This window comes from Verrucomicrobium sp., from assembly GCA_028283855.1.
Classification (GTDB): domain Bacteria; phylum Verrucomicrobiota; class Verrucomicrobiia; order Methylacidiphilales; family GAS474; genus GAS474.
Window position 1 is genome coordinate 161,639 of the sequence record JAPWJX010000001.1, and the last position, 24,636, is coordinate 186,274.

Genomic DNA, 24,636 nt, shown 5'->3' on the forward strand with positions numbered 1-24,636 from the left:
GTGCCGTAACCTCCGCCAGGAAAAAGCCCGCGTCAACTTGCCCCCCCCCAGGGCCAAATTACCGTTTGCCATCCCCTCCGGCCTCCCATAAATTGAATCTTCCTTCCACAGAAAGGCACTTCCCATCATGGCCGATCTTCCCCCCCCCGACGAAACTCCCCAGATTCCCGACGACATCTTCGCCAACCTGGAACCGCTCGAGCCTGTGCCGCCTCGTCCGGCCGTCGTGGAAGGGGAATTCACCATCTCCCCCCCTCCGTCGAAGCTCCCGCTTCCGGCCGTGACCCCTCCCGCCGTCTCCGCGCCCTTGCCGCCCCCCCCCGGCGCGCCCAGCGCGCTTCCTTCCATCGGTGGCGCCCCGCTTCCGCCGGTCAATCCCTTGCCTCCCAAGGCGGGCGGCGCGCCCTTCGCCCCGCCCGCGCCTCCCATGGGCGGCGCGCCGGGCGGCTTCCGCCCCCCTCCGGGGCCGATCGCCAAAAACCCCCTGCCTCCCGATCCGGCCTCCTCCGCCAGCGCCTCCACCGCGGCCATTCCCGTGCCGCCGAAGGCCTCTTCCGGCGGAGCCCCCTTCAAGGCTCCCCTGGGCGGTTCCCCCCTCCATCCGTCGCTGCCCTCCGCCGCGCCGACGGCGGGCTCCATTCCCGCGCCCGCGCCGTTTGAGGCCGCCGCGCCGAAACCGGCCACTCCGTCGCCGGCCCCGGCGCCCGCTCCGGCCAAGCCCCTGCCCACTCCCGTCGCGCCCGTCGTCCAGGCCGCGCCTGCGGATGACAAGGGTGCCTTGGTCCTGGCGGGCGTCGCCGCCGCCGTCAACCTGGCGGCCGCCGCCTACATGGCGCTGACCTATCTGGGCATCCTCAGCTACTAACCCGCAACTCCCCGAAATTTATGGCAAGCGAACACGTCAAAACCGTTACGGCATCCGAATTCGATGCCGCCGTCCAATCCGCCCCCGTGGCCATCGTCGATTTCTGGGCCGAATGGTGCGGCCCGTGCAAGGCGCTGGCTCCCCTGCTGGACGAAATCGCCACCGAACAGGGCGGCAAAGTGAAGATCCTGAAAGTCAACGTCGACCAGGAAGGCCCCCTGGCTGCCAAGTACAACATCCAGTCGATCCCCACCCTCTATTTCTTCAAGAACGGCGAGCCTCAGGGCCAGCCGCAGGTCGGCCTCCTTTCCAAGAAGGCCCTCCTGGAAAAGATCGCCGCCGTCGCCTAAGCGGCGCGGCGGGCATCTTTTTAGTTGCCTATTCGGGGCGGATCGTGCATCTTCGCCCCTCCTCACCGCGGGGTGGAGCAGCCCGGTAGCTCGTCAGGCTCATAACCTGAAGGTCCTAGGTTCAAATCCTAGCCCCGCAACCCATTTCCGATCGTACGAAAAAAAGCCCGGCTTCCGCCGGGCTTTTTGTTTTTCAGGATCCGGCCTGGAAGCCGGTGTCGGTCCCTTTCCGGAAGGTGACGTAGGCGCGTCGCCAGGGTTGGTCATCGACTAATTTCCAGGCGTGGCCGCTGCCGGCGGTGTCTTCGGCGATCAAAATTTCCCCCGCTCGCAGGGTGAAGGCCTCTCCCGTCCGCGTAACGAATTCGAGCGTCCCCGCCAACGTGATGACGTATTGGGTGGTGGGTGCGGGGTGCCAGTCCAGGGAGGAATGGGGCGGCGATTCCTCGACATGGATTGTCTCCACGGCGGCGGCGTGATGGAGCCGCACGCTGCCCCGGGAGACGTGGGAGTGGCCGTCGGGACCGGTGTGCAGCCGGTAGGCGCGGATCATCGCAGGAGGTTGGTGACGGCCAGGTCGATCACCTCGCTGCCCCGGCCGTTGAGGACGGCCTTGGCGGCCCAGAGGTTGAAGCCGATGGCCTGACCCATTTGGACGGTGGGCGGCATGGAAAGCTCCAGCCGGTTCACCACCACGTCGACGAGGGCCGGGCCGTCATGGCGGAAGGCCGCGGCCAGGGCGGGCTTCAGGTCGGCGGGGTCCTCCACGCGTGCGGCGTGGAGTCCGGCGGCGCGCGCCAGCTCGGCGAAGTCTGGGTTGACCAGGGTGGTGCCGTTTTCCAGGACGCCCATGGCCTTCATCTCCAGCTCCACGAAGCCGAGGGCGCCGTTGTTGAAGAGGACGATCTTCACCGGCGCCTTCAATTGCCGCAGGGAGAGGAGGTCGCCCAGGAGCATGGCCAGGCCGCCGTCGCCGGAGAAGGTGACGACCTGCCGCCCGGGGAATTCGAGCTGGGCGCCGATGGCCTGGGGCAGGGCGTTGGCCATGGAGCCGTGGTTGAAGGAGCCCAGGAGCCGGCGCCGGCCGTTCATGGTCAGGTAGCGGGCGGCCCAGACGGTGGGGGTGCCCACGTCGCAGGTGAAGACGGCGTCTTCGGCCGCCAGCTCATCCACCGTCTTGGCGACGAACTGCGGGTGGATCGGCTTGCTGCCGGGCTTGCCCACGGCCAGCTCGTCCTGGTCCTTGCGGACCTTCTCGTAGTCGCCGACGAAGCGGCGCAGGTGGGCGTCGTCTTCCTTCGCCGGGAGGCGGGGGAGGAGGGCAGAGAGGGTTTCCCGCACGTCGCCGATGAGGCCCAGGTCGATCCGCGTCCGGCGGCCCAGGTTTTCCCCGCGCCGGTCGACCTGGATGACGGTCGCCTTCTCCGGGTAGAACTGGGTGTAGGGGAAGTCGGTGCCCAGGAGGAGGACGGTGTCGGCCTCCTTGATGGCGTGGTAGCCGGAGGAGAAGCCGATCAGGCCGGTGAGGCCGACGTCGTAGGGGTTGTCGTACTGGATGTGCTCGCGGCCGCGCAGGGCGGTGACGATGGGGGCCTTGAGTTTTCCGGCCGTCTCCATCAGCTCGGCGTGGGCGCCCGCGCAACCGGCGCCGCCCAGGATGGTGACGCGCTTGGCGGGGTTCAGCAGCGCGGCCAGCTGGTCCAGCTCCGCGTCGGAGGGGCGCAGGACGGGCGCGGCGGGGCGCACGCTGGCGCTGGGGCGGCCGGGCTTCGGCGGGCCGCAGGGCGACGTCCCCGGGGATGGCGACGACGGAGACGCCCCGGTGGGCGAGGGCCGATTGGATGGCCGTCTCCAGCACGCGGGGCATCTGGGAGGCCTGGGAGATAAGCTCGCAGTAGTGGCTGCAGTTGCGGAAGAGCTGGTCGGGGTGGGTTTCCTGGAAGTAGTTGCTGCCGATCTCCGCGCTGGGAATCTGGGCGGCGATGGCCAGGACGGGGACGCGGCTGCGGTGGCAGTCGTAGAGGCCGTTGATGAGGTGCATGTTGCCCGGGCCGCAGCTGCCGGCGCAGACGGCCAGCTCGCCGGTGAGGTGGGCCTGGGCCCGGCGGCGAAGGCGGCGGTTTCCTCATGCCGGACGGGGATCCAGACGATTTCCTTCCGCCGGCCGATCTCTTCCAGGAAGCCGTTGAGGGAATCGCCGACGACGCCGTAGACCCGCTTGACCCCGGCGGCGACCAGGGTGTCGACCATCAATGCCGCGACGGTTTTTTTGCTCATAAAGTGGGTTTACCTTACGCCCAATCCGCCCCGAAGCAAAACAGGGGCCGGTCAGAACGCCAGGCCCACGGTGACGGAGGTCCGGACGCTGTCCGTGTAGAGCGCGTCGGCGAAGTAGCCGCCCACCCGCCACCCGGCGAAGTAGTGCCTGGCGAATTTGTAGTCCATTCCCGCGTCCAGCTCCCGGCCGTAGTGGGTGCCGTTGTTGGAGGCCCAGTAGTCGTAGCCGGTCACGGTGTAGGTCAGGCCCTCCACGGGGAGGGGGCCGGTGGCGGTGACGTAGGCGGCGGTCAGGCCGTAGGCGCTCCGCGCGGGGAGGGCCGGATTGGCGGCGAAGAATTCGCTCCATCCGTTCATGGGCGGGGAGAGGGGGGTGCTGAGCAGGTCGGTGGCACTTTTCCCGCCCAGGCCGGTGCCGCCGATGAAGAAGTGGTGCTTCTTGTAAACGGGGCCTAGCTCGGCCTCCCAGTAGTTCTCGGAAACGTGGTGGGGATTGGTCCCCCAATCGGCCTGGTGGGCGAAGTCGGCGACGTAGTGGACGCCCCAGTCGTCGTCGATCTTCCACGGGCCCTCGGCGCGGATTCCCGTGGTGCGGGTCGACTGGACGGTGTTGGGGTTGAAACCGGCCAGGGCGTAGTCGGAGACGTTGAAGTCGAGCAGGAGCGCGTAGGCGGCCACGGTGCCGCGGTCCTTCTTCGTCCAGGCGGCCTCCATGACGTGGGTCGACATGTCGAGGGGATTGTCGGTCGCGCCGTCGGTGTTGGGCCGGTGGGCCCGGTAGACATAGGCGTAGCGGGCGGAGAGCTGGCCGTCCGCCACCGTGACGGGCGTCAGGCGGATGCTGGCCAGGTCGAGCGTCTGGTGGGTCTGCCGGTAGAGCTGGGAGCTGACGAAGCGGCCGTTGAGCAGCTGCGTTTCCTCCTGCCCGAAGCGGAGCTGCGCGGGCGCCTCCGGCGATTTCCAGTCGATCCAATATTGGTTCATCTGCGTGCCGCGCCCGTCGTTGATGAAGGGATAGCCCGCGTGGTTCTGGTCCGGCAGGGTGGTCACCCGGTAGTCGTCGTCGAAGCCGAGGCCGTAGACGCCCGCCACCTCCCCGTAGGCGGTCAGGCCGTGGACGGGGGCCGTCTCGTAGCCCACGGCCAGCCGCAGGGTGGAGGCGTAGCCGACGTGCTGGACCGGCCCGTTGGCGGGCGGGTTGGGCCCGGCGTCCTGGCTGAGGCGCTCGAACTTGTAGCGCGCCCCCAGGGTGAAGCGCCCCTTGGCGAAGACGTCCGGGAAGGTGCTGACCTCCGGCGGCAGCGTGCCGTGGAGGGTGTTGGAGATGGCGTCGTCCTCCTTCGCCTTCTCGACCTCCTCCGCCGCGTCCAGGGGGACCGCCGCGCAGAGGCACAGGAAGGCCCAGGAGAGGAGGCGGAAGGGGCGGCGCTGCACCCCTTTGCTTTTAGCGTTCGCGCGCGTTTGCGCCAGAGTTTCCGGCGGGCCGATAGGGCTGGCTTCCGGGCGGGCGGTTGATAAAAAGACTGCTTTCCTTCCATGAACGAGGCCTACATCCAAACGATCGCCCAGGAGCTGAAGATCCAGCCCCGGCAAGTCACCGCCACCGCCAAGCTCTTTGCCGAGGGGGCGACCGTCCCCTTCATCGCCCGCTACCGGAAGGAGGCCACCGGCTCCCTGGACGAGGTGGCCGTGACCGCCATCCGCGAACGGCTCCTGAGCCTGGCGGAGATCGACCAGCGCCGGGAATCGATCCTCAAGTCCCTCACGGAGCGGAACCTCCTGACCGACGCGCTCAAGGCCGCCGTCGGCGCCGCCGACACGCTCACCAAGCTGGAGGACATCTACCAGCCCTACCGCCCGAAGCGCCGCACCCGCGCCACCGTGGCGAAGGAGCAGGGCCTGGAGCCCCTGGCCGTCCTGATCCTCAAGCAGGACCCCGCCACCGACCCGCAAAAGGAGGCCCAGGCCTACGTCAGCGCGGAGAAGGGGGTGGAGACGGTGGAGGCCGCCCTGGCCGGCGCGCGCGACATCATCGCCGAGCAGGTGAGCGACGATCCCCAGGCCCGCGCCCGCCTGCGCGAGCTCTTCCTCAAGCAGGGCGTCATCAAGTCGAAGGTCCTCACCGGCAAGGAAGAGGAGGGGGCCAAGTTCAAGGACTACTTTGACTGGACCGAGCCGCTTTCCTCCATCCCCAGCCACCGCCTGCTGGCCATCCGCCGCGGGGAGACGGAGGGCTTCCTCCTCATGCGCATCTCCGTGCAGGAAGAGGAGGCGCTGCCCCTGCTGGAGCCGCTCTTCGCCATCGGGACCGGCCCCGCCGCCTCCCAGGTGCGCCAGGCCGTGCAGGAGGGCTACAAGCGCCTCCTGCTCCCCGCCATCGAGGTGGAGATGCGGATGGACTCCAAGAAGAAGGCCGACGCGGCCGCCATTCGCGTCTTCGCCGACAACCTGCGGGAGCTCCTCCTGGCCTCCCCGCTGGGGCGCAAGAGCGTCCTGGCCATCGATCCGGGCTTCCGCACCGGCTGCAAGATCGTCTGCCTGGACCGCCAGGGGAAGCTCCTCCACAACGACGTGATCTATCCCACGGCGGGTTCCGTCATGGAGATGCGGGACGCCGCCGAGGCGCTCCTGAGCATGATCCGCAAATACCAGATCGAGGCCGTCGCCATCGGCAACGGCACCGCCAGCCGGGAGACGGAGGCCTTCGTGAAGAAGCTCCGCCTGACCATCCCCATCGTCATGGTCAACGAGAGCGGCGCCTCCATCTACTCCGCCTCCGAGGCGGCGCGGGAGGAATTCCCCGACCAGGACCTGACCGTGCGCGGCGCCGTCTCCATCGGCCGCCGCCTCATGGACCCGCTGGCGGAATTGGTGAAGCTCGACCCGAAGTCGATCGGCGTCGGCCAATACCAGCACGACGTCGAGCAGGGCGCCCTCAAGCGGAGCCTGGACGACGTGGTCGTGAGCTGCGTCAACGGCGTGGGCGTGGAACTCAACACCGCCAGCAAGCAGCTCCTGGGCTACGTCTCCGGGCTGGGGACGGCCCTGGCCGGGAGCATCGTGGCCCACCGGAACGCCCATGGCCCGTTCAAGTCCCGCGCGGACCTCAAGAAGGTCGAGCGCCTCGGGCCGAAGGCCTACGAGCAGGCGGCGGGCTTCCTCCGCATCCGGGACGGGGAGCATCCCCTGGACGCCAGCGCCGTCCACCCGGAGAGCTACGCCCTGGTCGACGCCATGGCCAAGGACCTGGGCTGCGCCGTCTCCGACCTGCTGAAGAACGCCGAGCTGCGCAAGAAGATCGACCCCGCCCGCTACGTCACGGAGACCGTCGGCCTGCCCACCCTGCGGGACATCCTGGCGGAGCTGGCCAAGCCCGGCCGCGACCCGCGCCAGCAGTTCGAGGTCTTTTCCTTCCAGGCGGGCGTCGAGAAGATGGAGGACCTCAAGCCCGGCATGAAGCTGCCCGGCATTGTCACCAACGTCACCGCCTTCGGCGCCTTCGTCGACATCGGCGTCCACCAGGACGGCCTCATCCACGTCAGCCAGCTGGCCGACCACTTCGTCTCCGACCCGGCGGAGGTGGTGAAGGTACAGCAGAAGGTGAACGTCACCGTCCTGGACGTCGACCTGCCGCGCAAGCGCATCGCCCTTTCCATGAAGGCGGCCCCCGTCATCGGCGCGGCCTCCTCCTCCGGCCGCAATTCCCCCGGCGCGCCGCGTCCGGCGGGGAACGGCGGCGGGGGAGGGCGGACGAACCAGCCCGCCGCCGTCGACTGGTTCACGGAGGCCCTCAGCAAGGGCCAGCGGAGGTGAATTTCTTCGACATCGCCGCGGTGCTGGTGACGTTGGCCACCTTCTTCGGCTACCTGAACCACCGCTTCCTGAGGCTGCCGCCCACCATCGGCATCCTGGGCATGGCGCTGGGCCTCTCCCTGCTCCTTCTCCTGGTGAACGGCCTGGTCCCCTGGAACGTCCACGGCTGGGCGTCCGGCTTCCTCAAGCAGATCGACTTCACCGAGGCGCTCATCCACGGGATGCTCTGCTTCCTGCTCTTCGCCGGGGCGCTCACCGTCGACTTCAAGAGCCTCCAGGCCAACCGGCTGCCCGTCGTCATCCTGGCCACGGTAGGCGTCCTTCTCTCCTGCGTGCTCATCGGCTTCATGGCCCGCCCCCTCTTCGCCTGGCTCGGCTTCGCGGTGTCGATGCCCGTCTGCTTCCTCTTCGGCGCGCTCATCTCCCCCACCGACCCGATCGCCGTCCTCTCCATGCTCAAGCAGTTGCGCTCCTCCAGGGACCTGGAGGCGCAGATCGCCGGGGAATCCCTCTTCAACGACGGCGTCGGCATCGTCCTCTTCTTTTCCCTGCTTCCCATGGCGGGCCTGGGGGCGACCCCCGATCCCGGCCCGGAAACCTCCCCCGGGACGAAGGCCATCCTTTTCTTCCTGGAGGAAGTGGGGGGAGGCGCGCTCCTGGGCCTCTTCTTCGGCTGGCTGGGCTGCCGCGCGCTCAAGGCCATCGACCATCCCGCGCTGGAATTGCTCATCACCCTCTCCGTGGCGATGTTCGTCTACGCCGTCTCCTTCGCCCTGAACGCCTCCGGGCCGATCGCCGTCGTCGTCGCGGGCATCCTCATCGGCAGCTGGGGGAGGAGCCGGGCTATGAGCGAAACCAGCGCCCACCACGTCACCGTGTTCTGGGAAATGACCGACGAGATCCTCAACTCGACTCTCTTCCTCCTCCTGGGCCTTTACGTGCTGACGATCGCCTGGAGCCGCAGCCTGGTCCTGGCGGCGCTGGCCATCATCCCGCTGGCCCTGGCGGCCCGCTGGGCCTCCGTGGCCCTGCCCGTTTTCCTCCTGCGCGTGCGCTGCCGCTTTCCCAACGGCATCATCCCCATCCTCACCTGGGGCGGCCTGCGGGGCGGCCTTTCCGTGGCGATGGTCCTTTCCCTGCCCGCCTTCCGGCACAAGGAGCTGCTCCTGAGCTGCACCTACGGCGTCGTTCTCTTTTCCATCCTCATCCAGGGCCTCACCATGAAGCGTCTCCTCACCCACTACAAAGTCAGCCGATGAAGATACTCGTCCTCGGCGCCGGCGCGGTCGGCGGCTATTTCGGAGGGCGCCTCCTCCAGGCGGGCCGCGACGTCACCTTCCTGGTGCGGCCCCGCCGCGCGGAGCAATTGGCCCGGCACGGCCTGGTCATCCAGAGCGCCGTCGATCCCCGGACGCTTTCCCATCCGCCCACCGTCCTGGCGGAGTGGGTCCGCGCCCCCTTCGACCTGGTCCTGCTCACCTGCAAGGCCTACGACCTCGACTCCTCCATCGCCGCCATCGCCCCCGCCGTGGGGCCGGAGACCCTGATCCTGCCGCTGCTCAACGGCATGCGGCACCTCGACATCCTCTCCGCCGCCTTCGGCGCGGAGCGCGTCCTGGGCGGGCGCTGCCGGGTCAGCACCACCCTGGACGAGCAGGGGGCCATCCAGCAGCTCACCGGCGTCCAGTCGATCGCCTTCGGCGAGCAGGGCGGCGGCCTCACGCCGCGCGTGGAAAAGGCGGCCGAGGCGCTGCGCACCCCTTCCTTCGAGGTGGTGGCCAGCGAGGCGGTCCTCCAGGAGATGTGGGAGAAGTGGGTGCTCCTGGCCTCCCTGGCCTCCGCCACCACGCTGATGCGCGCCTCCATCGGGGAGATCTGCGCCGCGCCGGGCGGGAAGGAGATGATCCACGGCCTGATCGACGAGTGCTGCGCCATCGCGCAGGGGGCGGGCCATCCGCCGCGCCCGCCCTTTCTCCAGACCGTCCGCAACACCCTGACGGAGGCCCATTCCTCCCTGACCGCCTCCATGTTCCGGGACATGGAAAAGGGCGCGCCGATCGAGGCCGACCAGATCGTCGGCGACCTGCTGGTGCGCGGCGGGATGAAGGGCGGCCGCTTTCCCTTGCTGGAGCTGGCCTACACCCGGCTGAAAATCTACGAGGCGGCCCGTCAGGGCGTCTAGCTAGGGAGCGCTTTCCTGGTCGGCTTCCCGCTGCAGCATGCGGCAGATCGCCCGCACCCGCTTGGCGGTGGCGGGGATGTCGGAAAGGTCGGTCTCCACGTCGCGCAGCGCGCCGTGGGGATCGTAGATCAGGAGTTCCGTGGCGTTCCGCTTCACGCCGAACTTGCGGAAGACCGCCCCGGTCTCGTCCAGGACCAGGATTGGGCGGGTGCCGGGCGTGTAGCTCTTCTTCATGCTGTCCCGGGCCATCCCGGCGAACATGCCCGCCTGCGTCATGTCCTCCACCAGGAAGAGGGCCACGCTGTCCGGCACCTTCGTGGCCGGGTTGGTGGCCAGCGCGTCGGCCCACCGTTCCTGCGTGCCGCCCTGGCTTATGTTCGGAGCGGAGAAGATGGCCACCACCACTTTCCCGCGCAGCTGCCCGGCCGTGTAGGTCTTGCCGTCGGGGTCCTTCAGGACGCCGCCGCCGAAGCGGTGGGCGTAATTTCCGTCCGGGACATGCAGGGCGACGTCGGCCCGGGCGCAGAAGGGGAAAAGGCCCAGAGCCAGCGAGAGCAGGAGAAGGCGCATGCGGAAAGGTGGCCTACTTGCCCGGGAATTCAAATGCCGATTTAGAACATCGTGACGCCCGCGCGGCGCCCGGCCTGGATTTCCTTCGGCGGCAGGCCGAAGAACCGCTTGAACTCCCGGCTGAACTGGGAGGCGCTTTCGTAGCCGACCTGGCGCCCCGCCTCCGCCACGGGCGTTCCGGCGGCCAGGAGGGCTTCCGCTTTATGGAGGCGGATGGCCTGGAGATAGCGCTGGGGCGGCTTGGCCGTGAGCGCCTTGAAATGGGTGTGGAAGGAGGTGAGGCTCATCCCCGCCTCCCGCGCCAGCAGGGGCACGTCGAGCGGCCGGGCGTAGTCGGCGTGGATGCGGCGCAGCGCCCGCGCGATCCGGCCAAAGCGCCCCTGGGGCGAGGCGAGGGCCTGGAGCGCCGCCCCCTGGCCGCCGCGCAGCGCCCGGTAGGTGATCTCCCGGACGATCTGCGGGCCCAGGATGCGGGCCTCCACGGGGGAGCGGAGGGCGCGGGCCAGGCGCAGGGCGGCGTCCTCCAATTCCGGCGTCAGGCGGCTGGCGTCGACGGCGCGGAGCTTCCCCGCGTCGGCGGGGGTCTCCAGGTCCAGGAGCAGCTCCGCGACGACCGGGGGGCTGATCCGCACCGCCAGCCCCAGCAGGGGCTCCTTCGCCGTGCCGATCGTCTCGCACTCGAAGGGGAGGGGAAGGGCCAGCACCAGGTAGTTGCGGGCGTCGTAGACGAAGGTGCGCCCGCCCAGCCGACCGCGCTTGCGCCCCTGCGCGATGATGACGACGCTGGGATCGTAGGCGACGGGGCCGTAGTCGTGCCGCGTGGGGGAATACATCACCCGCACGTCCGCCAGGGCCGTGGGGCCGAAGCCGTCGATCGTCGCCAGGCTTTTGAGCGCCTCGGCCAGGGATTCCTTCATGGAAGGATTAAGCACGAAAACAGCTGGGAAATCGAACTCAAATGCAATGAGTTGAAGAATCAGGCATGTCTTCCGCAGGAGCGTGTATGGCGTCCGCGCGGAAACGGGCTTAAGGTGGCTCCATGAACGGATTAAACGACAAGATCGCCCTGGTCACCGGCGGCAGCCGCGGCCTGGGCCGGAACGCAGCCCTCCACCTGGCCCGCGCCGGGGCCGACGTCCTCCTCACCTACCGGAGCAAGAAAGAGGAGGCGGAGGAGACCGTCGCCGCCATCGAGGCCCTGGGCCGGAAGGCCGCGGCCCTGCCCCTGGACGTGGAAAGCACCGCCGGATTCGGCGCCTTCGCGGCCGAGGTCGCGCGCGTCCTGAAGGAAAAGTGGGGCCGGGAACGCTTCGACTTCCTGGTGAACAACGCGGGCGTCGGCTCCACCGCCCCCTTCCCGGAGATGACGGAGGAGAAGTTCGACCTCCTCCTCAACGTCCAGTTCAAGGGCGTCTACTTCCTGACCCAGAAGCTCCTGCCCCTTCTCAACGACGGCGGCCGGATCGTGAACCTCTCCACCGGCCTGGCCCGCTTCACCGTGCCCGGCTACTCCGCCTACGCGGCGATGAAGGGGGCGGTGGAGACGCTCTCCCGCTACCTGGCCAAGGAGCTGGGGCCGCGCCGGATCAACGTCAACCTCGTCGCCCCCGGGCCGATCGAGACCGACTTCACGAAGGAGTCCCTGGGCCGCCCCGGCTTCAAGGACTTCCTGGCCGGCCAGACGGCGCTGGGCCGCGTGGGCGTGCCGGACGACATCGGCGGCGTCGTGGCCTTCCTCTGCTCGGAGGAGGGGCGCTGGGTCAACGCGCAGCGGGTGGAGGCCTCCGGCGGGCTCTTTATCTAGACGCCGTGGCCGAAGCCGAGGGCGTAGTAGATGACGTAGAACCAGCCGCAGACGCCGTGGACGATGGCCCAGAGCAGCGAGTGCCAGATGGACCAGGAGACGGTGACGGCGATCGCGGCGCCCAGGCTGATGCCGGTGGAGGTGGCGGAATGCATGGGCCCTACTTTTTGGCGTGGAGGGCCACGTATTCAAGCCAAACGAAGCCCTTCGGCAGCCGGCGCAGGGCGCGGAGGCGGAATTTGACGCCCTTCCGCCCGGTGTAGCCCCGCTCGGCGTCGAAGAGGGTGGGGGTTCCCATCGTACCGTCGGCCACGGGCAGGAGGAGGAGCCGCAGCTCGTCGATGAGGCCCGCCTTCAGGAAGGAGCCGTTGACCCCGCCGCCGCCCTGGAGCATGAGGGTCTTGATCGGGAAAAGCTTCCGCAGCTTGGCCAGCGCCCGCGCGAGGTCCAGGGACGATTTCCCCGCGAAGACGTAGGAAACGCCCTTCTCCCGCAGGTGGGCCAGGTAGGAGGCGGGGACCCGCTCCGTCAGCACGGCGATGACGTGCTCCGTGTCGACCATGCCGGAATCCCAGTGGCACTTCCCCTGCGGGTCGATGGCGACGGCGAAGGTCTTCGCATTGTACGGGGCGACGTAGTCGGTCTTCGGGATGCGGAAGGTCCCCTTGGGGGCGCGGTAGGGCTTCTTGCTGGAGAATTCCTGCATGGTCACCCGGCCCACGATCCAGCCGTCAGCCTTGATCTTCGCGCCCCGGCCCTCGTAGATCTTCGCCGTGTCGCCGATGCCCCAGTTGCGGGACTGGATGCGGCCGTCGACGGAGCTGAGCATGAAGCAGATGATGTGGGGTCTCATGGGATGGCTTTAACGTAAGGGGGGAAGCGCCCCTGTCAACGGGAGCGGCTTTGTGCTAACGTGGGGAAGTGAAACCGCCCGCCGAACCGATCCCCGTGGAGGTCCTCCCTCCGGAGGATCCCGCCGGTCCGCGCGGGCGGAAGACCTTCTACCACCCGGCCAGCGGCCTGGCGATCTTGGGCATCGACGTCCTCGCCTTCGGGTCGGAGGCGGCCACGGGCTTCCTCGACACGCCGCTCATGTGCGTCCTGGCCTTCTTTTCCTCCCTGGCGCTGGTCTACCTGATCCAGACGCGCTGGGCGGGGAACGGCCGCGCCGCCGCCTGGGGGAAGGCCTTCCTGGGCGCCTTTTTGGCCGGGCTGCCCTTTTCCATCGCGGGCACCCTCTTCGGCGCCGCCATCCTGGCGCTGGCCGGGCTGCCCCATCCCAAGGCGCTGCTCCGCTCCTGGCTCTGGCGCCGCGTCGCGGGCCGTTCCCACTCTTGAAAACCAAAGAAACTCCCGCGGCTCCCCGCGTCCTCTTGGCCGACGATTCCGGCCTGAACCTCCTCGTCGCCCAGGCCTTCCTGGAAGGCTTCGGCATCGAGTGCGACATCGTCCGCGACGGCACCGCCGCGCTGGCCAAGGCGCTGGAGGGAGACTACGCCGCCATCCTCCTGGACATCCAGATGCCGGGCCTGGACGGCTGCGAGGTGGCCCGCCGCGTCCGCGCGCGGGAAGGGAAGGAAGAGGGCCGACGCGTCCCCATCGTGGCCGTGACCGCCTACACCCGCCCGGACGACCTGGCCCGCTTCCGGGAGGCGGGGATCGACGACTTCCTGGCCAAGCCCTTCGAGCCGAGCCAGCTCAAGGCGAAGCTGCGGACGATCCTGCCAGGCTGAATTCTTCCGCGAAGAGCGCGTAGGAGCGGGCGCGCGCGGCGGGGTCGTGGGTCCAGGTCAGGATCGCCGCCTCGTCCAGCTTCCAGGCGGCCGCCATCTCCCGCAGCCGCCGGCCGACCTGCGCCGCGGTGCCGATCAGGGCGCCCTGCCGCAGCCGCTCCAGGTATTCCTCCTCCTGCCGCGTCCGGGGCTCGGCGGCGGCCTCCTCCGGGGAAACGAGGGGGCCGAAGACGCCCCGATCCCGGTTCAGCCGCCACCGCTCCCGCGTGCGGAAGAGGTGCCGCGCCTTTTCCTCCGTCTCCGCCGCCAGCGCCCAGACGCAGACGGAGGCGTAGGGCCGCGGGTGCCGGGCGCTGGGCCGGTAGAGCCGGTGGTAATCCTCGAAGGCCTCTTCCGCCCCGCGCCCTTCCGAGATGAAGTGGGCCAGGCAGAAGGGGAGGCCAAAGCGGGCCGCCAGCCGCGCCCCGTCCGTGGTGCTTCCCAGCATCCAGACCTCCGGCGTGAAGGGGCCCTCCGGCAGCGCCTTCACGCCGTGAAAGGGATGGTCCTTCGCCAGGGGCAGGCCGGAGACCCAGTTCAGCAGGTCGTCCATCTGCGCGGGGAAGGCGTCCCCCGCGCCGGGAAAATCGGGATTGAGGGCGCGGGCCGTCTTTATGTCGCCGCCGGGGGCGCGGCCCACGCCCAGGTCGATCCGGCCGGGGGCGATCGCCTCCAGGACGCGGAACTGCTCGGCCACCTTCAGGGAGGAGTAGTGGGGCAAAAGGACGCCCGCGCTGCCCACCCGGATCCGCCGCGTGGTGGCGGCGATCGCCGCGATGAGGATTTCCGGGGCCGACCCGGCGATGCTGTCCAGGTTGTGGTGCTCGGAGACCCAGAAGCGCCGGTAGCCCAGCTCCTCGCAGCGCCGCGCCATCTCGATCGTCTCCCGGATCGAGACGTCCTGCGGGCGGCCCGCGACGGCGATCGACTGGTCCAGGACGGAGAGCGCGAGGGCGGCCATGCGGAAAACGTAGCCTCTTCCCCGGCGTTTTTCCATTTTTGTGCGATAGTGCGGCATGGCACCCGCCATTCCCGGCCTGCGCTACGTTTCCGACGAGGGTCCCGGCATCACCCGGCGGCGGCAGGGGAAGGCCTTCGCCTATTTCCGGCCGGACGGAAAGCCCGTCCGCGACGCGGCGACGCTCCGCCGCATCGCCGCCCTGGTGCTGCCGCCCGCCTGGGAGGGCGTCTGGATCTGTCCTTCCCCCTCCGGCCACATCCAGGCCACCGGCCGGGACGCGCGGGGCCGGAAGCAATACCGCTACCACGACGCCTGGCGGGCCCACCGCGACCGGGACAAATACGGCCACATGATGGCCTTCGCCCGCGTGCTCCCGCGCATCCGTGGCCGCGTGCGGCGGGACCTGCGGCAATCCGGCCTGCCCCGGGAGAAGGCGCTGGCCGCCGTCGTCCGCCTGCTGGAGACCACCCTCATCCGGGTGGGCAACGACGAATACGCGCGGGAAAACCACTCCTACGGGCTGACTACCCTGCACAACAGCCATGCGCGCGTCCGGGGGCCGCGCATCGAATTTGCCTTCCGGGGGAAGAGCGGCAAGCAGCACCGCATCGAGGTCGACGACCCCCGGCTGGCCCGCATCGTCCGCCGCTGCCAGGAGCTGCCCGGCCAGGAGCTCTTCTGCTACCTGGACGGGGAGGGCCGCGCCCGCGACATCGGCTCCCAGGACGTGAACGATTACCTGCGCGCCGCCTCCGGCGGGGACTACACGGCCAAGGACTTCCGCACCTGGATCGGCACCGTGCTGGCGGCCGTCGCCCTGCGGGAATTGGAAGAGGTCACCTCCGCCAGCCAGGCCCGGAAGAACATCGCCGCCGTCGTCCAGAGCGTCTCCAAGGTGCTGGGAAACACGCCCGCCGTCTGCCGGAAATGCTATATCCACCCGGAGATCTTCGACGCCTATGTGGAGGGAGCCACCCTCCAGGCCGTCTCCCGCCGCATCGGGGAGGACCTGGGCCGTTCCCTGGGCCGCCTCCGCCCGGTGGAGGCGGCGGTGCTGGCCCTTCTGCAGAAGCGGCTCCGCGCCGCGCAAATTGCAGGGAAGGGGAAGGGAATTTCCCTGCTGCATAAGAGAGGAAAAGGCCGCGGCACACATCCTGCACGCCTGGAGGGATGAGTGCGTTAACCGCGAATGAACGAAAAGTCGTCTACACCGCCGAGGTGGTGAACCAGGGAGGCCGGGAGGGGACCGCCGAGTCCGAAAACGGCGGCCTGCGCGTCTCCCTGGTGCCGCCGTCCCAATCGGAGGACGGGCACGAGGGGACCAACCCCGAGCAGCTCTACGCTGCCGCCTACGGCGCCTGCTTCCACGCCGCGCTGGACAACGCCGCGGAGAAGGCGGGCTTCCCGATCAAGGGCTCCACCGTCACCGCCCGCGTGACCCTCTACGAGGACCACCAGGGCGGCTACGAACTGGGCGTCGAGCTGCGCGCCAGCCTGCCCGGCATCCCGGAGGCGCAGGCGGAGCGGCTGCTCCACCAGGCCCACACGACCTGCCCCTATTCCAAGGCCGTGCGCGGCAACGTCGACGTCCGCCTGACCCTGGATTAGGTTTGCAAAAACGGGGGGCTTCCCTTGGATAGCCCCCATGTTTTCCCGGCCTAGATACGGGGCCATCCTGGCCGTCCTGTTCGCGGCGATCGGGGTCCTTGCCCTGGCGCGATTCTGGGGCATGGGCCTCTTCTTTTGGGATTCCTTGACCTGCCACGTCAACGGGGCCAAGTGGCTGGCAGACGGCCCTTCGGCCTTCTGGGCCGATATCTGGCACGGCATGGTGGAGATGGGGCGCTTCCAAGCGTTTCTCCAGATCGTCTGTAACCTCCTATTCTGCGCAATCGACTTCAAGTTGAGCCCCGACGCCAATGCGTGGTGGCCTCTCTTCGGCCTGACGACGTTCCTTTCCCTGGCGGTCTTCAGCTGGGGGGTCGGAGCCTATCTGGAATCGGCCCTCGCCGGAGGGCTCGTCTTCGTGGCCGTCATGTCCGGCGTCACGCTGAACCTGGACGGGCACCTCTTCGACACCTGGCCCAACTTCGCCGTGTGCTTCGCCTTCTGGGGCGCTGCGCTGGCCTGCGAGCGTCGCCCGTTCCGGCTCTGGGCGGCGCTGTTCTATTTCCTGGCCATCTGCCTGGGAAACGAGGCGATGGTTCTCTTCGTCCTGGGACTGGCCGGAGGGCGCTTTCTCTGCCTGCGCGGGAAGGACCGCCTCCGGGAGTGTGCCGTGCCCGTGCTGGGCTCCACGCTCTTCGTTCTCTGCTTCGTCGGCTTCCGGCATTGGTTCCCCTCCCGCTATGAGGGGACCATGCTCTCCCTGAGCGAGCCGTGGCACTCCTTCCTAACCTGGCGGAACATCTCCGTTTCCCAGCTGCCGGGCTACGACTTCCTGCGCCTGACGGTCATGCACGGGCGGCAGTTCGGAGGATTCCTTTTGGTCTTGGGGCATCATCCGGGGTGGATCGCCCTCCTGGCCGCCTTCGCCGCCGCGTGCGTCGGCGCCGCCTGGTTCCTGTTGCAGGGAAGCCGGAAGGAAAACCGGGAGCCCGCGTCCTTCGCGAAGGAAACGGCCTTGATCTGGGGCCTGGCGATCGGCGTCCTGCTGAACAACATCCCCCTGGCCGTCACGCCGAAGTACCGGGAATGGTTCCGCTCCGCCCATCACGGTTTCTATTATCTCTACAGCTTTTACGGCTATGCAGCGCTCTGCGTCATTGCCGTCCTGCTCTTTTGGCGGGTCCGGACGAGGAAGTGGGCGGTCGTGGCCCTCCTGGTTTTCATCGGGCTAAACGCCGTGACCAGCGGCCTCAGCTCCCGCTACTACCTGGCGGAGATCACCCGCCTGAGCGGGCATTGGTCGCTCTTTGAAAGCCTGGCCGGGCGCGGTGACATTTTCCCGTCGGACCGCGTGTGTCACGTGGTCGCTCCGCAATTCCGCAATCTGCCGGGCATGAAGCGGCTGGGCGTCTACCGGGAGCTGAAGGCGCGGATTCTCGGCCTTCCGGCGGTCCGGGTCGATTTCCTCGAAAAGGCGCCGGAGCATCTCCAGCCGGGAGAGAACTACTACCTCCTGAGCCTGGACGACACCCTTTCCAATCCCCTACAAAGCCGCGCCGTCCTCCGGCTGGCTTCCTGGCCTTCCGGTCCGGTGGTGAAGGGGTCGATCTGGATTTTCGCCAATCCGGCCGGGAAAAGCGGGATCGATCGCCGAGTTTATCCGAAAGCGCTGAAGGATTTCAGGGAGACATCACTTTCTCCCAGTCACAAGATAATTCGCTTGGATGATTTTGAGGGAGGTCTTGCTGATTGGAAAATCAAACCTTGAGAGGAATTGTGAAAGAAAGAAAAGGGGTGGCAAGTTTCGATTCTTTCTGCGACGGAGAGCGTGCATCCAAAATAAGATTGCTAAAGATAATGGCTCAACCTTGGATGACGCGCCATGGCCCCGGTTTTTACATCTTTCTCCAAAGTGCTTTTTCGGCGTGAAATTGGCGCTGTCTCAGTCCTCTCGCTTTTAATCATATTGAGCTGGTGTCTCTATTATGGACGATGGCCGGCAACGGATAGTTTTCGGCTTCCTCCCTACTATCAGGGGGACGCTCTTCTCATCATGGGGGCGGCAAAAGGATTTAGTGAAGTGCCGCCCCCCTGGCATCTAAAAATTCGACGCCTGGGTGCGCCTTTTGCGGCAAATTGGGATGATTATCCCATGACGGAAAAGCTAATTTATTATCCCTTAGGCTTGCTGGATCGTTTTTTGGATCCGGGAGTTGCTGCCAATGTGGGGTTGATATGCGCGCATCTCTTCTGTGGCTTTGGTTTCTATATTGCGGCCCGTTATTTTGGGGCCGACTGCATTTTGGCGGTGGGCTTTTCCCTTTTATATGCCCTTTCCTATTACATTTTCATACGGGGATGGGGCCACATTGTGTTGAGTTGTTATGGGCATCTCCCTCTTATGCTGGTGATCTTTGATCAGGCCTTGAAAGAGCGAGCACATAGGCGACCTTGGGCCGTATGGGGGGCGGCAGGAATCGCGGCAGCTTCTGCTTTGCTTAATCCCTATTACTGGTTTTTTTTCCTGGCGATGGCCGGACTGATCGGCTTGGTATGGATTGCGCGCGGCTCAGCAGGAGAAGGGGTGTATGCCTTGGGTTGCATGGCAGGATCTGTCGTTATATTTTTCCTGGGTCAGACAGATTACTACCTCAACGCTTGGCGTCATGGGTCAAATCATGACGCGGTCAGTCGATCACTGAATGCCATTTTGGAAAACGGGCTGAGGCTTCCCAGCCTTATTTGGCCTTCATTTCACTATATCAGACCGTGGTCGGATTTTGCTGTTCGTCATTATTTTTCTCAAGCATGGCCTATTGGGGAGGGGATTAGTCCTTTCCTTGGCATCGCGGGGGTTTTGGGCCTGGTATGCTTGACCTGCGCGTGCTTCGTCAAGGCGTCACGAGGAAAACCTGTTCCCGTGGAGGGATGGGCTGCTGCATTCGCGATGGCTTTCGCGACATTGGGGGGGCTGGATTATCTCATGGGCAGCTTTGGCTTCGTGCTGCTGAGAAGCGTGAATCGTTACTCCATCATTATATTGACCTGTGTACTAATTTTTTTATCAGCTCGTCTTTTCCCACGCCTCCCTAAGCTGACGAAATACGCTTGCTTGATTCTTTTGCTGTTATTAAGCGCGGGGGAAATTACAATGCTTCAACGGAGTTTTCTTCCGGCTTGGAGGGAAATTGGCCCGCGCGTTCACTCTGATCGTGTTTTCTCCAAAAAATTGGAAGGGCTTCTGCCGCGCGGCGCCGCTATTTTCCTATTGCCGGTTTGGGTTTTTCCGGAGGCCGTGCCTCAGGGAGACATGCCAGATTATGATCACTTCCGAACCTATGTGTGGTCGGATCATTTGCGCTTTAGCTACGGTTCCGACCGCGGTCGAAGGCGGGAGCAATGGCAAAGCGAAGCCGCCCAACAACCTCCGGTCGAAATGATCCGCCGTCTGGAAAAGGCGGGTTTTTCCGCCCTAGTCATCGAACGTAAAGCTTATTGCGATAATGGCGCGGAAATAGAGCGTGGACTTCGACAGGCGGGAATAGGCGTGCTTGTTGATTCGCCGGACCGTGAGTTAGTAGCCTACCGATTGACGCCTGAAGGTCATCCCGAGGTGCCGTTTCCAACCAATCCCACTCTTGTTTTGGGCGGAGATTTTTATGGATGGGAAACTGAAAAAAAAGCGGGATCGCGGTGGTCGTGGGCGTCTAGATCAGCAAAGCTCCATCTTTTTGCGGGCACTCCCCAGAGTTCAGTCGTTCTTACGTTTCGATTGAATGGACTGAAATCTCAAAAAATCATTTTTTTTCTCGATGGAAAGCAAGTGGGTGAGCCCCTTCGCTTGCCAGAGGCGGCGAGTCGCTATGTGGTTTTACGGTGGACTCCTGCAAAGGAAAAAACCGTTCTGCAATTGAGAACCGACACTACCGGCAAGCGCCTTCAATTGGCGAATGATACCCGTGTCATCGCTTTTGGTGTTTTTGATCCAGAGCTTAAAGTAGTGCCAGGAGTTTTGCCGGAGCCTTTAATCACTGTTTTGGAGAGTAAACCGCAAGTGATGATCAAATGATGAAAGCGGTGATTCTAGCGGGCGGCCTCGGCACCCGTTTGGCGGAGGAGACGGCGACCCGGCCCAAGCCGATGGTGGAGATCGGCGGCCGGCCGATCCTCTGGCACATCATGAAGACCTACTCCGCCCACGGCATCCACGACTTCGTGATCTGCGCGGGCTACAAGGGGTACATGATCAAGGAGTACTTCTCCAATTACTTCCTCCACATGTCCGACGTCACCTTCGACATGCGGCACAACAAGATGGAGGTCCACCAGCGCCGCGCCGAGCCGTGGCAGGTCACCATCGTCGACACGGGGGAGGAGACCCTGACCGGCGGCCGCCTGCGCCGCGTTCGGGAATACGTCGGCGATGAGACCTTCTGCTTCACCTACGGCGACGGCGTGGGCGACGTCGACATCGCCGCCCTGGTCGCCTTCCACAAGAAACAGAAGACCCACGCCACCCTGACCGCCGTGCAGCCGCCGGGCCGCTTCGGCGCGCTGGAGATCGGCGGCGACGCCCGCATCGCCACCTTCCGGGAGAAGCCCCAGGGGGACGGCAGCTGGATCAACGGCGGCTACTTCGTCCTGGAGCCGGAGGTCTTCTCCCACCTCCACGAGGACAAGGACGTCTGGGAGCGCCGCCCGCTGGAGGAATTGGCCGGGGCGGGGCAGCTTTCCGCCTACAAGCACGGCGGCTTCTGGCAGCCGATGGATACCATCCGCGACAAGCTCCACCTGGAAGAATTGTGGGCCTCCGGCACCGCGCCGTGGAAAAAGTGGTAGGATCCGGCCATGGCCTTCGCTGACGTCTACCGCGGCCGCCGCGTCCTGGTCACCGGGCACACCGGGTTCAAGGGGGCGTGGCTTTCCGAGTGGCTCCTGGGCCTCGGCGCCCAGGTGGAGGGCCTGGCCCTGCCGCCGCCGACCGATCCCGCCCTCTTCGACCAGCTGGGCCTGGCCGGGCGGATGAAGCACCGCCTGGGCGACATCCGGGACCAGGCCCTGGTCGAGGCCGCCGTGAGGGAAGCCGCGCCTGACTTCGTCTTCCATTTGGCCGCGCAGCCGCTGGTCCGCTACTCCTACCAGGAACCGGTGGAGACATACGCCGTGAACGTCCTGGGCACCGCCCACGTCCTCGACGCCGTCCGCAAGGCGGGCCGCCCCTGCACGGTCGTCGCCGTGACGACTGACAAGTGCTACGAGAACCGCGAGTGGGTCCACAGCTACCGGGAAGAGGACCCCATGGGCGGCTGGGACCCTTATAGCTCCTCCAAGGGCGCCGCCGAGCTGGTCATCGCCGCCTACCGCCGCTCCTTCTTCTCCGCGCCCGATTCCCCCGTCCGCCTGGCCTCCGGCCGTGCGGGCAACGTCATCGGGGGAGGGGACTGGGCCGCCGACCGCATCGTCCCCGACTGCGTGAAGGCCCTGGTCGCCGGAAAGACGATCCCCGTCCGCAACCGCCTGGCCACCCGTCCCTGGCAGCACGTCCTGGAGCCGCTGGGCGGTTACCTGTGGCTCGGCGCCTGCCTGGCCAAGCCGGAGCTGGCCCGCCTGCCTCAGCACGTCCGGGAGGGCTTCAACTTCGGCCCCGGCCTCGACTCCAACCGCCCCGTCTCCGAGCTGGTGGAGGAAATCCTCCGCCACTGGCCCGGCCGCTGGGAGGACGGCACCGATCCCGCCGCCCCGCATGAGGCCTCCCTCCTGAATCTGGCCGTCGATAAGGCCCGGCACGTCCTCGACTGGCGGCCCGTCTGGGCCTTTGCCCCCACGGTGGAAAAGACGATCGCCTGGTACCGCCAGGCCCGGGAAGGCAAATTCGACGCCTTGGCCTTCACCCGCGGGCAAATCGCTGCTTACGAGGCGGACGCCCGTTCTCAGGGCTTGGCGTGGGCGGCCACTTCAGGTTAGCTGACTGGCCCATGTCCCGTTCCGCCGCTGAAATCAAGGCCGAGATCCTCCGGCTGACCCGCGAATATTCCGCCCTGGCCCACAAGGCGCAGCGCCCCGGCGTCGAGAACGCCGCGCCGTTCCACCCCGGCCAGACCACCGTCCCCTACGCGGGCCGCGTCTTCGACGAGGACGAGGTGGAGGCCGCCGTCGGCGCGACGCTCGACTTCTGGCTCACTCTGGGGCCGGAAGGCGAGGCCTTCGAGAAGGAGCTGGCGGGCTACCTGGGCGTCAAATACTCCCTTTTGGTCAACTCCGGCTCCTCCGCCAACCTGGTCGCCTTCGCCACCCTGACCAGCCACAAGCTGCCGCCCGCGCGCCGCGTCCGCCCGGGGGACGAGGTCATCACCGTCGCCGCCGGGTTCCCCACCACCGTCGCCCCCATCCTGCAGAACGGCGCCGTCCCCGTCTTCCTGGACAACGACCCCGCCACCGGCAACCTCCGCATCGAGCGGCTGGAGGAGGCCTTCGTCCCCGGCAAGACGAAGGCCGTCATGATCGCCCACACCCTGGGCAACCCCTTCGACCTCGGCGCCGTCCTCGAGTTCTGCCGCAGGCACGACCTCTGGCTGATCGAGGACAACTGCGACGCCCTGGGCTGCACCTATTCGATGCCGATCGAGCGGGCCAAGGCCCTCGGCTTCACGGAGAACTCCCCCGGCATCCCGGCGGACGGCACCCACATCACCCGCTACACCGGCACCTGGGGGGACCTCTCCACCCAGTCCTTCTACCCGCCGCACCACCTGACGATGGGGGAGGGCGGCGCGGTCAGCATCGTCTCCCGCCCGCCGCTGAAGACCTACGCGGAAAGCTTCCGCGATTGGGGCCGCGACTGCTGGTGCCCCAGCGGCAAGGACAATACCTGCCAGAAGCGCTTCGGCTGGCAACTGGGCGAGCTTCCGGAGGGCTACGACCACAAGTACATCTACAGCCATTTCGGCTATAACCTGAAGCCCCTGGATCCGCAGGCCGCCATCGGCCGCCGCCAGCTGAAGAAGCTCCCCGCCTTCGTCGAGGCGCGGAAGCAAAACTGGGAGCGCCTCCGCGCGGGCTTGGCCGATTGCGCCGACGTCTTCGACTTCTCCCTGCCGACCCACGCCACGGGCTGGACGCCGCAGGGCTTCACCTGGGACGCCACCGGCTGCCGGACCGACTGCTCCTGGTTCGGCTTCATGATCCGGATCAAGGCGGGCGCGCCCTTCACCCACACCGATCTGGCCCGCCACCTGGACGAGAAGAAGATCGGCAACCGCATGCTCTTCGGCGGCAACCTGCTGCGGCAGCCCGCCTTCGTCCAGCTGCGGAAGGACCGCCCGGAGGCCTTCCGCGTCGTCGGGGAGATGGCCGGCGCCGACGAGATCATGCGCTCCGCCCTCTTCCTGGGGACCTACCCGGGCCTCTCCGAGGCGATGCTCGACTACGAGATCGAGACCGTCCGCGCCTTCGTCAAAAAGGCGAAGGGGTAGGATGAAGATCCTCCTCACGGGGCTCTCCTCCCTGAGCGGCCTGCGTTTTGCCCAGGCCCTCCGGCGGAAAGGGCACGAGGTGTGGGGAGGTGTGACGCGCGCGAGCCTCGACCAATACGACGGCCTGCGCCGCGCCCGGCTGCAGGAGTGGGACGGGCCGGTCCTGACCCGGCTGCAATTCGGCTCGCCCGGGTTCCTCGCCGCGCTGGAGCGGGAAGGGCCTTTCGACCTCTGCTGCCATCACGGCGCGGAGATCAGTGACTACCGCAACCCGCAGTTCGACTTCCTGGACGCCGCGCGGCGCAACACCGGCGACGCGCTGGCCGCCTGCCAGGCCCTGGCCGCTTCCGGCTGCCGCGCCCTCCTGGCCACCGGCTCCTACTTCGAGGCGGAGGAAGGCGGCACGCCCCGGGACGACCAGCGGGCGATCTACGCCTACGGCCTCTCCAAGACCTTGAGCTGGCACATCCTGCGCCACGCCTCGGAGCGGGCGGGCCTCCTGCCGGCCAAGTTTGTGATGCCGACCCCCTTCGGTGCGCTGGAGGAGCCCCGGCTGGCCGCCTACCTCGTCTCGCGCTGGAAGGCGGGGGAGACGCCCGTTCTGCAGACCCCCTTCTACGTGCGGGACCACCTGCCCATCGACCTGATGGCGGAGGGCTACGCCCAGTTCTGCGAGCGGGTTGCCTTGGCTCCTAGGGAAACCCCCGCCGCGATCTTCCGCCCCTCGGGATTCGTCGAGAGCGTCGGGGCCTTCGCGGAGCGCCTCGCCGATGAATTCGGCCGCCGGGAGGGGAAGGCCTTCAGTGTCGACGCCTCCACCCAGTCCAGCCAGGAGGAGCCGCAGGACCGCCGCAACACGGAGAGCCTGCTGACCTCCGTCTATCCGTGGGATGCCCAGGCTTTCTGGGACGCCTACCACGCGTTCTACTTCCGCCAGGGCTGATTTGCCTTGGCGCATCCTG

At 67.0% G+C, this 24,636-nt stretch carries 24 protein-coding genes and 1 tRNA gene; 17 read left to right on the plus strand and 8 right to left on the minus strand.

What is annotated here, in order from left to right:
- Positions 1 to 127: 127 nt before the first annotated feature.
- The 3 genes from PW734_00790 to PW734_00800 all read left to right on the plus strand — a co-directional run bounded on the left by PW734_00790 (position 128) and on the right by PW734_00800 (position 1,355).
- On the plus strand, positions 128 to 865 hold the full coding sequence (locus tag PW734_00790) for a hypothetical protein (protein MDE1169739.1): 738 nt from the start codon (positions 128 to 130) through the stop codon (positions 863 to 865).
- Between the two features lie 20 nt (positions 866 to 885).
- On the plus strand, positions 886 to 1,215 hold the full coding sequence (gene trxA / locus PW734_00795) for a thioredoxin (GenBank protein MDE1169740.1): 330 nt from the start codon (positions 886 to 888) through the stop codon (positions 1,213 to 1,215).
- 66 nt (positions 1,216 to 1,281) lie between these two features.
- Positions 1,282 to 1,355 (plus strand) — tRNA-Met (locus PW734_00800).
- 53 nt (positions 1,356 to 1,408) lie between these two features.
- Here PW734_00800 and PW734_00805 read toward each other — a convergent pair.
- The 3 genes from PW734_00805 to PW734_00815 all read right to left on the minus strand — a co-directional run bounded on the left by PW734_00805 (position 1,409) and on the right by PW734_00815 (position 4,926).
- A complete protein-coding gene (locus tag PW734_00805; GenBank protein ID MDE1169741.1) occupies positions 1,409 to 1,768 on the minus strand; it encodes a hypothetical protein in 360 nt (119 codons plus the stop codon).
- Positions 1,765 to 2,961, minus strand: a complete 1,197-nt coding sequence (locus tag PW734_00810; protein MDE1169742.1) for a thiamine pyrophosphate-dependent enzyme — start codon at positions 2,959 to 2,961, stop codon at positions 1,765 to 1,767. The genes PW734_00805 and PW734_00810 overlap by 4 nt, the downstream gene beginning before the upstream one ends.
- A 582-nt stretch (positions 2,962 to 3,543) precedes the next feature.
- Positions 3,544 to 4,926, minus strand: coding sequence for a hypothetical protein (locus PW734_00815; protein ID MDE1169743.1), 1,383 nt, complete (start codon positions 4,924 to 4,926; stop codon positions 3,544 to 3,546).
- Positions 4,927 to 5,028: 102 nt separating this feature from the next.
- Here PW734_00815 and PW734_00820 point away from each other — a divergent pair, with 102 nt between their 5' ends.
- Genes PW734_00820 through panE form a run of 3 tightly spaced genes read left to right on the plus strand, consistent with a single transcriptional unit; the run spans position 5,029 to position 9,487 of the window.
- Positions 5,029 to 7,305 (plus strand): Tex family protein, encoded by a 2,277-nt coding sequence (locus PW734_00820; protein ID MDE1169744.1) that lies wholly within the window; start codon positions 5,029 to 5,031, stop codon positions 7,303 to 7,305.
- Positions 7,302 to 8,564, plus strand: a complete 1,263-nt coding sequence (locus PW734_00825; protein ID MDE1169745.1) for a sodium:proton antiporter — start codon at positions 7,302 to 7,304, stop codon at positions 8,562 to 8,564. The genes PW734_00820 and PW734_00825 overlap by 4 nt, the downstream gene beginning before the upstream one ends.
- On the plus strand, positions 8,561 to 9,487 hold the full coding sequence (gene panE / locus PW734_00830) for a 2-dehydropantoate 2-reductase (protein ID MDE1169746.1): 927 nt from the start codon (positions 8,561 to 8,563) through the stop codon (positions 9,485 to 9,487). The genes PW734_00825 and panE overlap by 4 nt, the downstream gene beginning before the upstream one ends.
- Here panE and PW734_00835 read toward each other — a convergent pair whose 3' ends face one another.
- Both PW734_00835 and PW734_00840 read right to left on the minus strand, forming a co-directional pair.
- Positions 9,488 to 10,057: a hypothetical protein gene (locus tag PW734_00835; protein ID MDE1169747.1), complete on the minus strand. Its 570-nt coding sequence runs from the start codon at positions 10,055 to 10,057 to the stop codon at positions 9,488 to 9,490.
- A 41-nt stretch (positions 10,058 to 10,098) separates the two neighbouring features.
- On the minus strand, positions 10,099 to 10,974 hold the full coding sequence (locus tag PW734_00840; protein MDE1169748.1) for an AraC family transcriptional regulator: 876 nt from the start codon (positions 10,972 to 10,974) through the stop codon (positions 10,099 to 10,101).
- Between the two features lie 122 nt (positions 10,975 to 11,096).
- Here PW734_00840 and PW734_00845 point away from each other — a divergent pair, with 122 nt between their 5' ends.
- Positions 11,097 to 11,861 (plus strand): SDR family oxidoreductase, encoded by a 765-nt coding sequence (locus PW734_00845; protein MDE1169749.1) that lies wholly within the window; start codon positions 11,097 to 11,099, stop codon positions 11,859 to 11,861.
- Here the strand turns inward: PW734_00845 and PW734_00850 are convergent.
- Positions 11,858 to 12,016: a hypothetical protein gene (locus PW734_00850; GenBank protein ID MDE1169750.1), complete on the minus strand. Its 159-nt coding sequence runs from the start codon at positions 12,014 to 12,016 to the stop codon at positions 11,858 to 11,860. The two genes, PW734_00845 and PW734_00850, sit on opposite strands and share 4 nt — an antisense overlap.
- 5 nt (positions 12,017 to 12,021) lie before the next feature.
- On the minus strand, positions 12,022 to 12,714 hold the full coding sequence (locus PW734_00855) for a RibD family protein (GenBank protein MDE1169751.1): 693 nt from the start codon (positions 12,712 to 12,714) through the stop codon (positions 12,022 to 12,024).
- Positions 12,715 to 12,782: 68 nt separating this feature from the next.
- Between PW734_00855 and PW734_00860 the strand changes: the two genes are divergently transcribed.
- Positions 12,783 to 13,199, plus strand: coding sequence for a hypothetical protein (locus PW734_00860; GenBank protein ID MDE1169752.1), 417 nt, complete (start codon positions 12,783 to 12,785; stop codon positions 13,197 to 13,199).
- Positions 13,196 to 13,594 carry a response regulator gene (locus PW734_00865; protein MDE1169753.1) on the plus strand — a complete coding sequence of 133 codons (399 nt, stop codon included), beginning with the start codon at positions 13,196 to 13,198 and terminating at the stop codon, positions 13,592 to 13,594. The genes PW734_00860 and PW734_00865 overlap by 4 nt, the downstream gene beginning before the upstream one ends.
- On the opposite strand, the gene PW734_00870 is transcribed toward PW734_00865, so the two are convergent.
- Positions 13,560 to 14,594: an LLM class flavin-dependent oxidoreductase gene (locus PW734_00870; GenBank protein ID MDE1169754.1), complete on the minus strand. Its 1,035-nt coding sequence runs from the start codon at positions 14,592 to 14,594 to the stop codon at positions 13,560 to 13,562. The genes PW734_00865 and PW734_00870 overlap by 35 nt on opposite strands.
- Before the next feature lie 55 nt (positions 14,595 to 14,649).
- On the opposite strand from PW734_00870, the gene PW734_00875 reads away from it, so the two are divergent.
- From PW734_00875 to PW734_00910, 8 genes are all read left to right on the plus strand, one after another.
- Positions 14,650 to 15,768 carry a DNA topoisomerase IB gene (locus tag PW734_00875; protein MDE1169755.1) on the plus strand — a complete coding sequence of 373 codons (1,119 nt, stop codon included), beginning with the start codon at positions 14,650 to 14,652 and terminating at the stop codon, positions 15,766 to 15,768.
- Entirely contained in the window at positions 15,765 to 16,202 is a 438-nt protein-coding gene (locus PW734_00880) for an Ohr family peroxiredoxin (protein ID MDE1169756.1), read from the plus strand. Before PW734_00875 ends, PW734_00880 begins: the two co-directional genes overlap by 4 nt.
- Before the next feature lie 37 nt (positions 16,203 to 16,239).
- Positions 16,240 to 17,970 carry a hypothetical protein gene (locus tag PW734_00885; GenBank protein MDE1169757.1) on the plus strand — a complete coding sequence of 577 codons (1,731 nt, stop codon included), beginning with the start codon at positions 16,240 to 16,242 and terminating at the stop codon, positions 17,968 to 17,970.
- Positions 17,971 to 18,255: 285 nt separating this feature from the next.
- A complete protein-coding gene (locus PW734_00890; protein ID MDE1169758.1) occupies positions 18,256 to 20,271 on the plus strand; it encodes a hypothetical protein in 2,016 nt (671 codons plus the stop codon).
- Positions 20,268 to 21,041: a glucose-1-phosphate cytidylyltransferase gene (gene rfbF, locus PW734_00895; protein MDE1169759.1), complete on the plus strand. Its 774-nt coding sequence runs from the start codon at positions 20,268 to 20,270 to the stop codon at positions 21,039 to 21,041. The genes PW734_00890 and rfbF overlap by 4 nt, the downstream gene beginning before the upstream one ends.
- 9 nt (positions 21,042 to 21,050) lie before the next feature.
- Positions 21,051 to 22,166, plus strand: a complete 1,116-nt coding sequence (rfbG, locus tag PW734_00900) for a CDP-glucose 4,6-dehydratase (GenBank protein ID MDE1169760.1) — start codon at positions 21,051 to 21,053, stop codon at positions 22,164 to 22,166.
- An 11-nt stretch (positions 22,167 to 22,177) separates the two neighbouring features.
- Complete coding sequence (gene rfbH / locus PW734_00905; protein MDE1169761.1) at positions 22,178 to 23,674, plus strand: lipopolysaccharide biosynthesis protein RfbH; 1,497 nt, start codon at positions 22,178 to 22,180, stop codon at positions 23,672 to 23,674.
- Position 23,675: 1 nt separating this feature from the next.
- Entirely contained in the window at positions 23,676 to 24,617 is a 942-nt protein-coding gene (locus PW734_00910; GenBank protein MDE1169762.1) for an NAD-dependent epimerase/dehydratase family protein, read from the plus strand.
- The last annotated feature ends 19 nt before the right edge of the window (positions 24,618 to 24,636 follow it).

Coding starts and splice junctions, on each gene's coding strand:
- PW734_00790 (MDE1169739.1), top strand. CDS start 128: ATGGCCGATCTTCCCCCCCCCGACGAAACTCCCCAGATTCCCGACGAC.
- trxA (MDE1169740.1), top strand. CDS start 886: ATGGCAAGCGAACACGTCAAAACCGTTACGGCATCCGAATTCGATGCC.
- PW734_00805 (MDE1169741.1), bottom strand. CDS start 1,768: ATGATCCGCGCCTACCGGCTGCACACCGGTCCCGACGGCCACTCCCAC.
- PW734_00820 (MDE1169744.1), top strand. CDS start 5,029: ATGAACGAGGCCTACATCCAAACGATCGCCCAGGAGCTGAAGATCCAG.
- panE (MDE1169746.1), top strand. CDS start 8,561: ATGAAGATACTCGTCCTCGGCGCCGGCGCGGTCGGCGGCTATTTCGGA.
- PW734_00835 (MDE1169747.1), bottom strand. CDS start 10,057: ATGCGCCTTCTCCTGCTCTCGCTGGCTCTGGGCCTTTTCCCCTTCTGC.
- PW734_00840 (MDE1169748.1), bottom strand. CDS start 10,974: ATGAAGGAATCCCTGGCCGAGGCGCTCAAAAGCCTGGCGACGATCGAC.
- PW734_00845 (MDE1169749.1), top strand. CDS start 11,097: ATGAACGGATTAAACGACAAGATCGCCCTGGTCACCGGCGGCAGCCGC.
- PW734_00850 (MDE1169750.1), bottom strand. CDS start 12,016: ATGCATTCCGCCACCTCCACCGGCATCAGCCTGGGCGCCGCGATCGCC.
- PW734_00855 (MDE1169751.1), bottom strand. CDS start 12,714: ATGAGACCCCACATCATCTGCTTCATGCTCAGCTCCGTCGACGGCCGC.
- PW734_00870 (MDE1169754.1), bottom strand. CDS start 14,594: ATGGCCGCCCTCGCGCTCTCCGTCCTGGACCAGTCGATCGCCGTCGCG.
- PW734_00875 (MDE1169755.1), top strand. CDS start 14,650: ATGGCACCCGCCATTCCCGGCCTGCGCTACGTTTCCGACGAGGGTCCC.
- PW734_00880 (MDE1169756.1), top strand. CDS start 15,765: ATGAGTGCGTTAACCGCGAATGAACGAAAAGTCGTCTACACCGCCGAG.
- PW734_00885 (MDE1169757.1), top strand. CDS start 16,240: ATGTTTTCCCGGCCTAGATACGGGGCCATCCTGGCCGTCCTGTTCGCG.
- PW734_00890 (MDE1169758.1), top strand. CDS start 18,256: ATGGGGGCGGCAAAAGGATTTAGTGAAGTGCCGCCCCCCTGGCATCTA.
- rfbF (MDE1169759.1), top strand. CDS start 20,268: ATGATGAAAGCGGTGATTCTAGCGGGCGGCCTCGGCACCCGTTTGGCG.
- rfbG (MDE1169760.1), top strand. CDS start 21,051: ATGGCCTTCGCTGACGTCTACCGCGGCCGCCGCGTCCTGGTCACCGGG.
- rfbH (MDE1169761.1), top strand. CDS start 22,178: ATGTCCCGTTCCGCCGCTGAAATCAAGGCCGAGATCCTCCGGCTGACC.
- PW734_00910 (MDE1169762.1), top strand. CDS start 23,676: ATGAAGATCCTCCTCACGGGGCTCTCCTCCCTGAGCGGCCTGCGTTTT.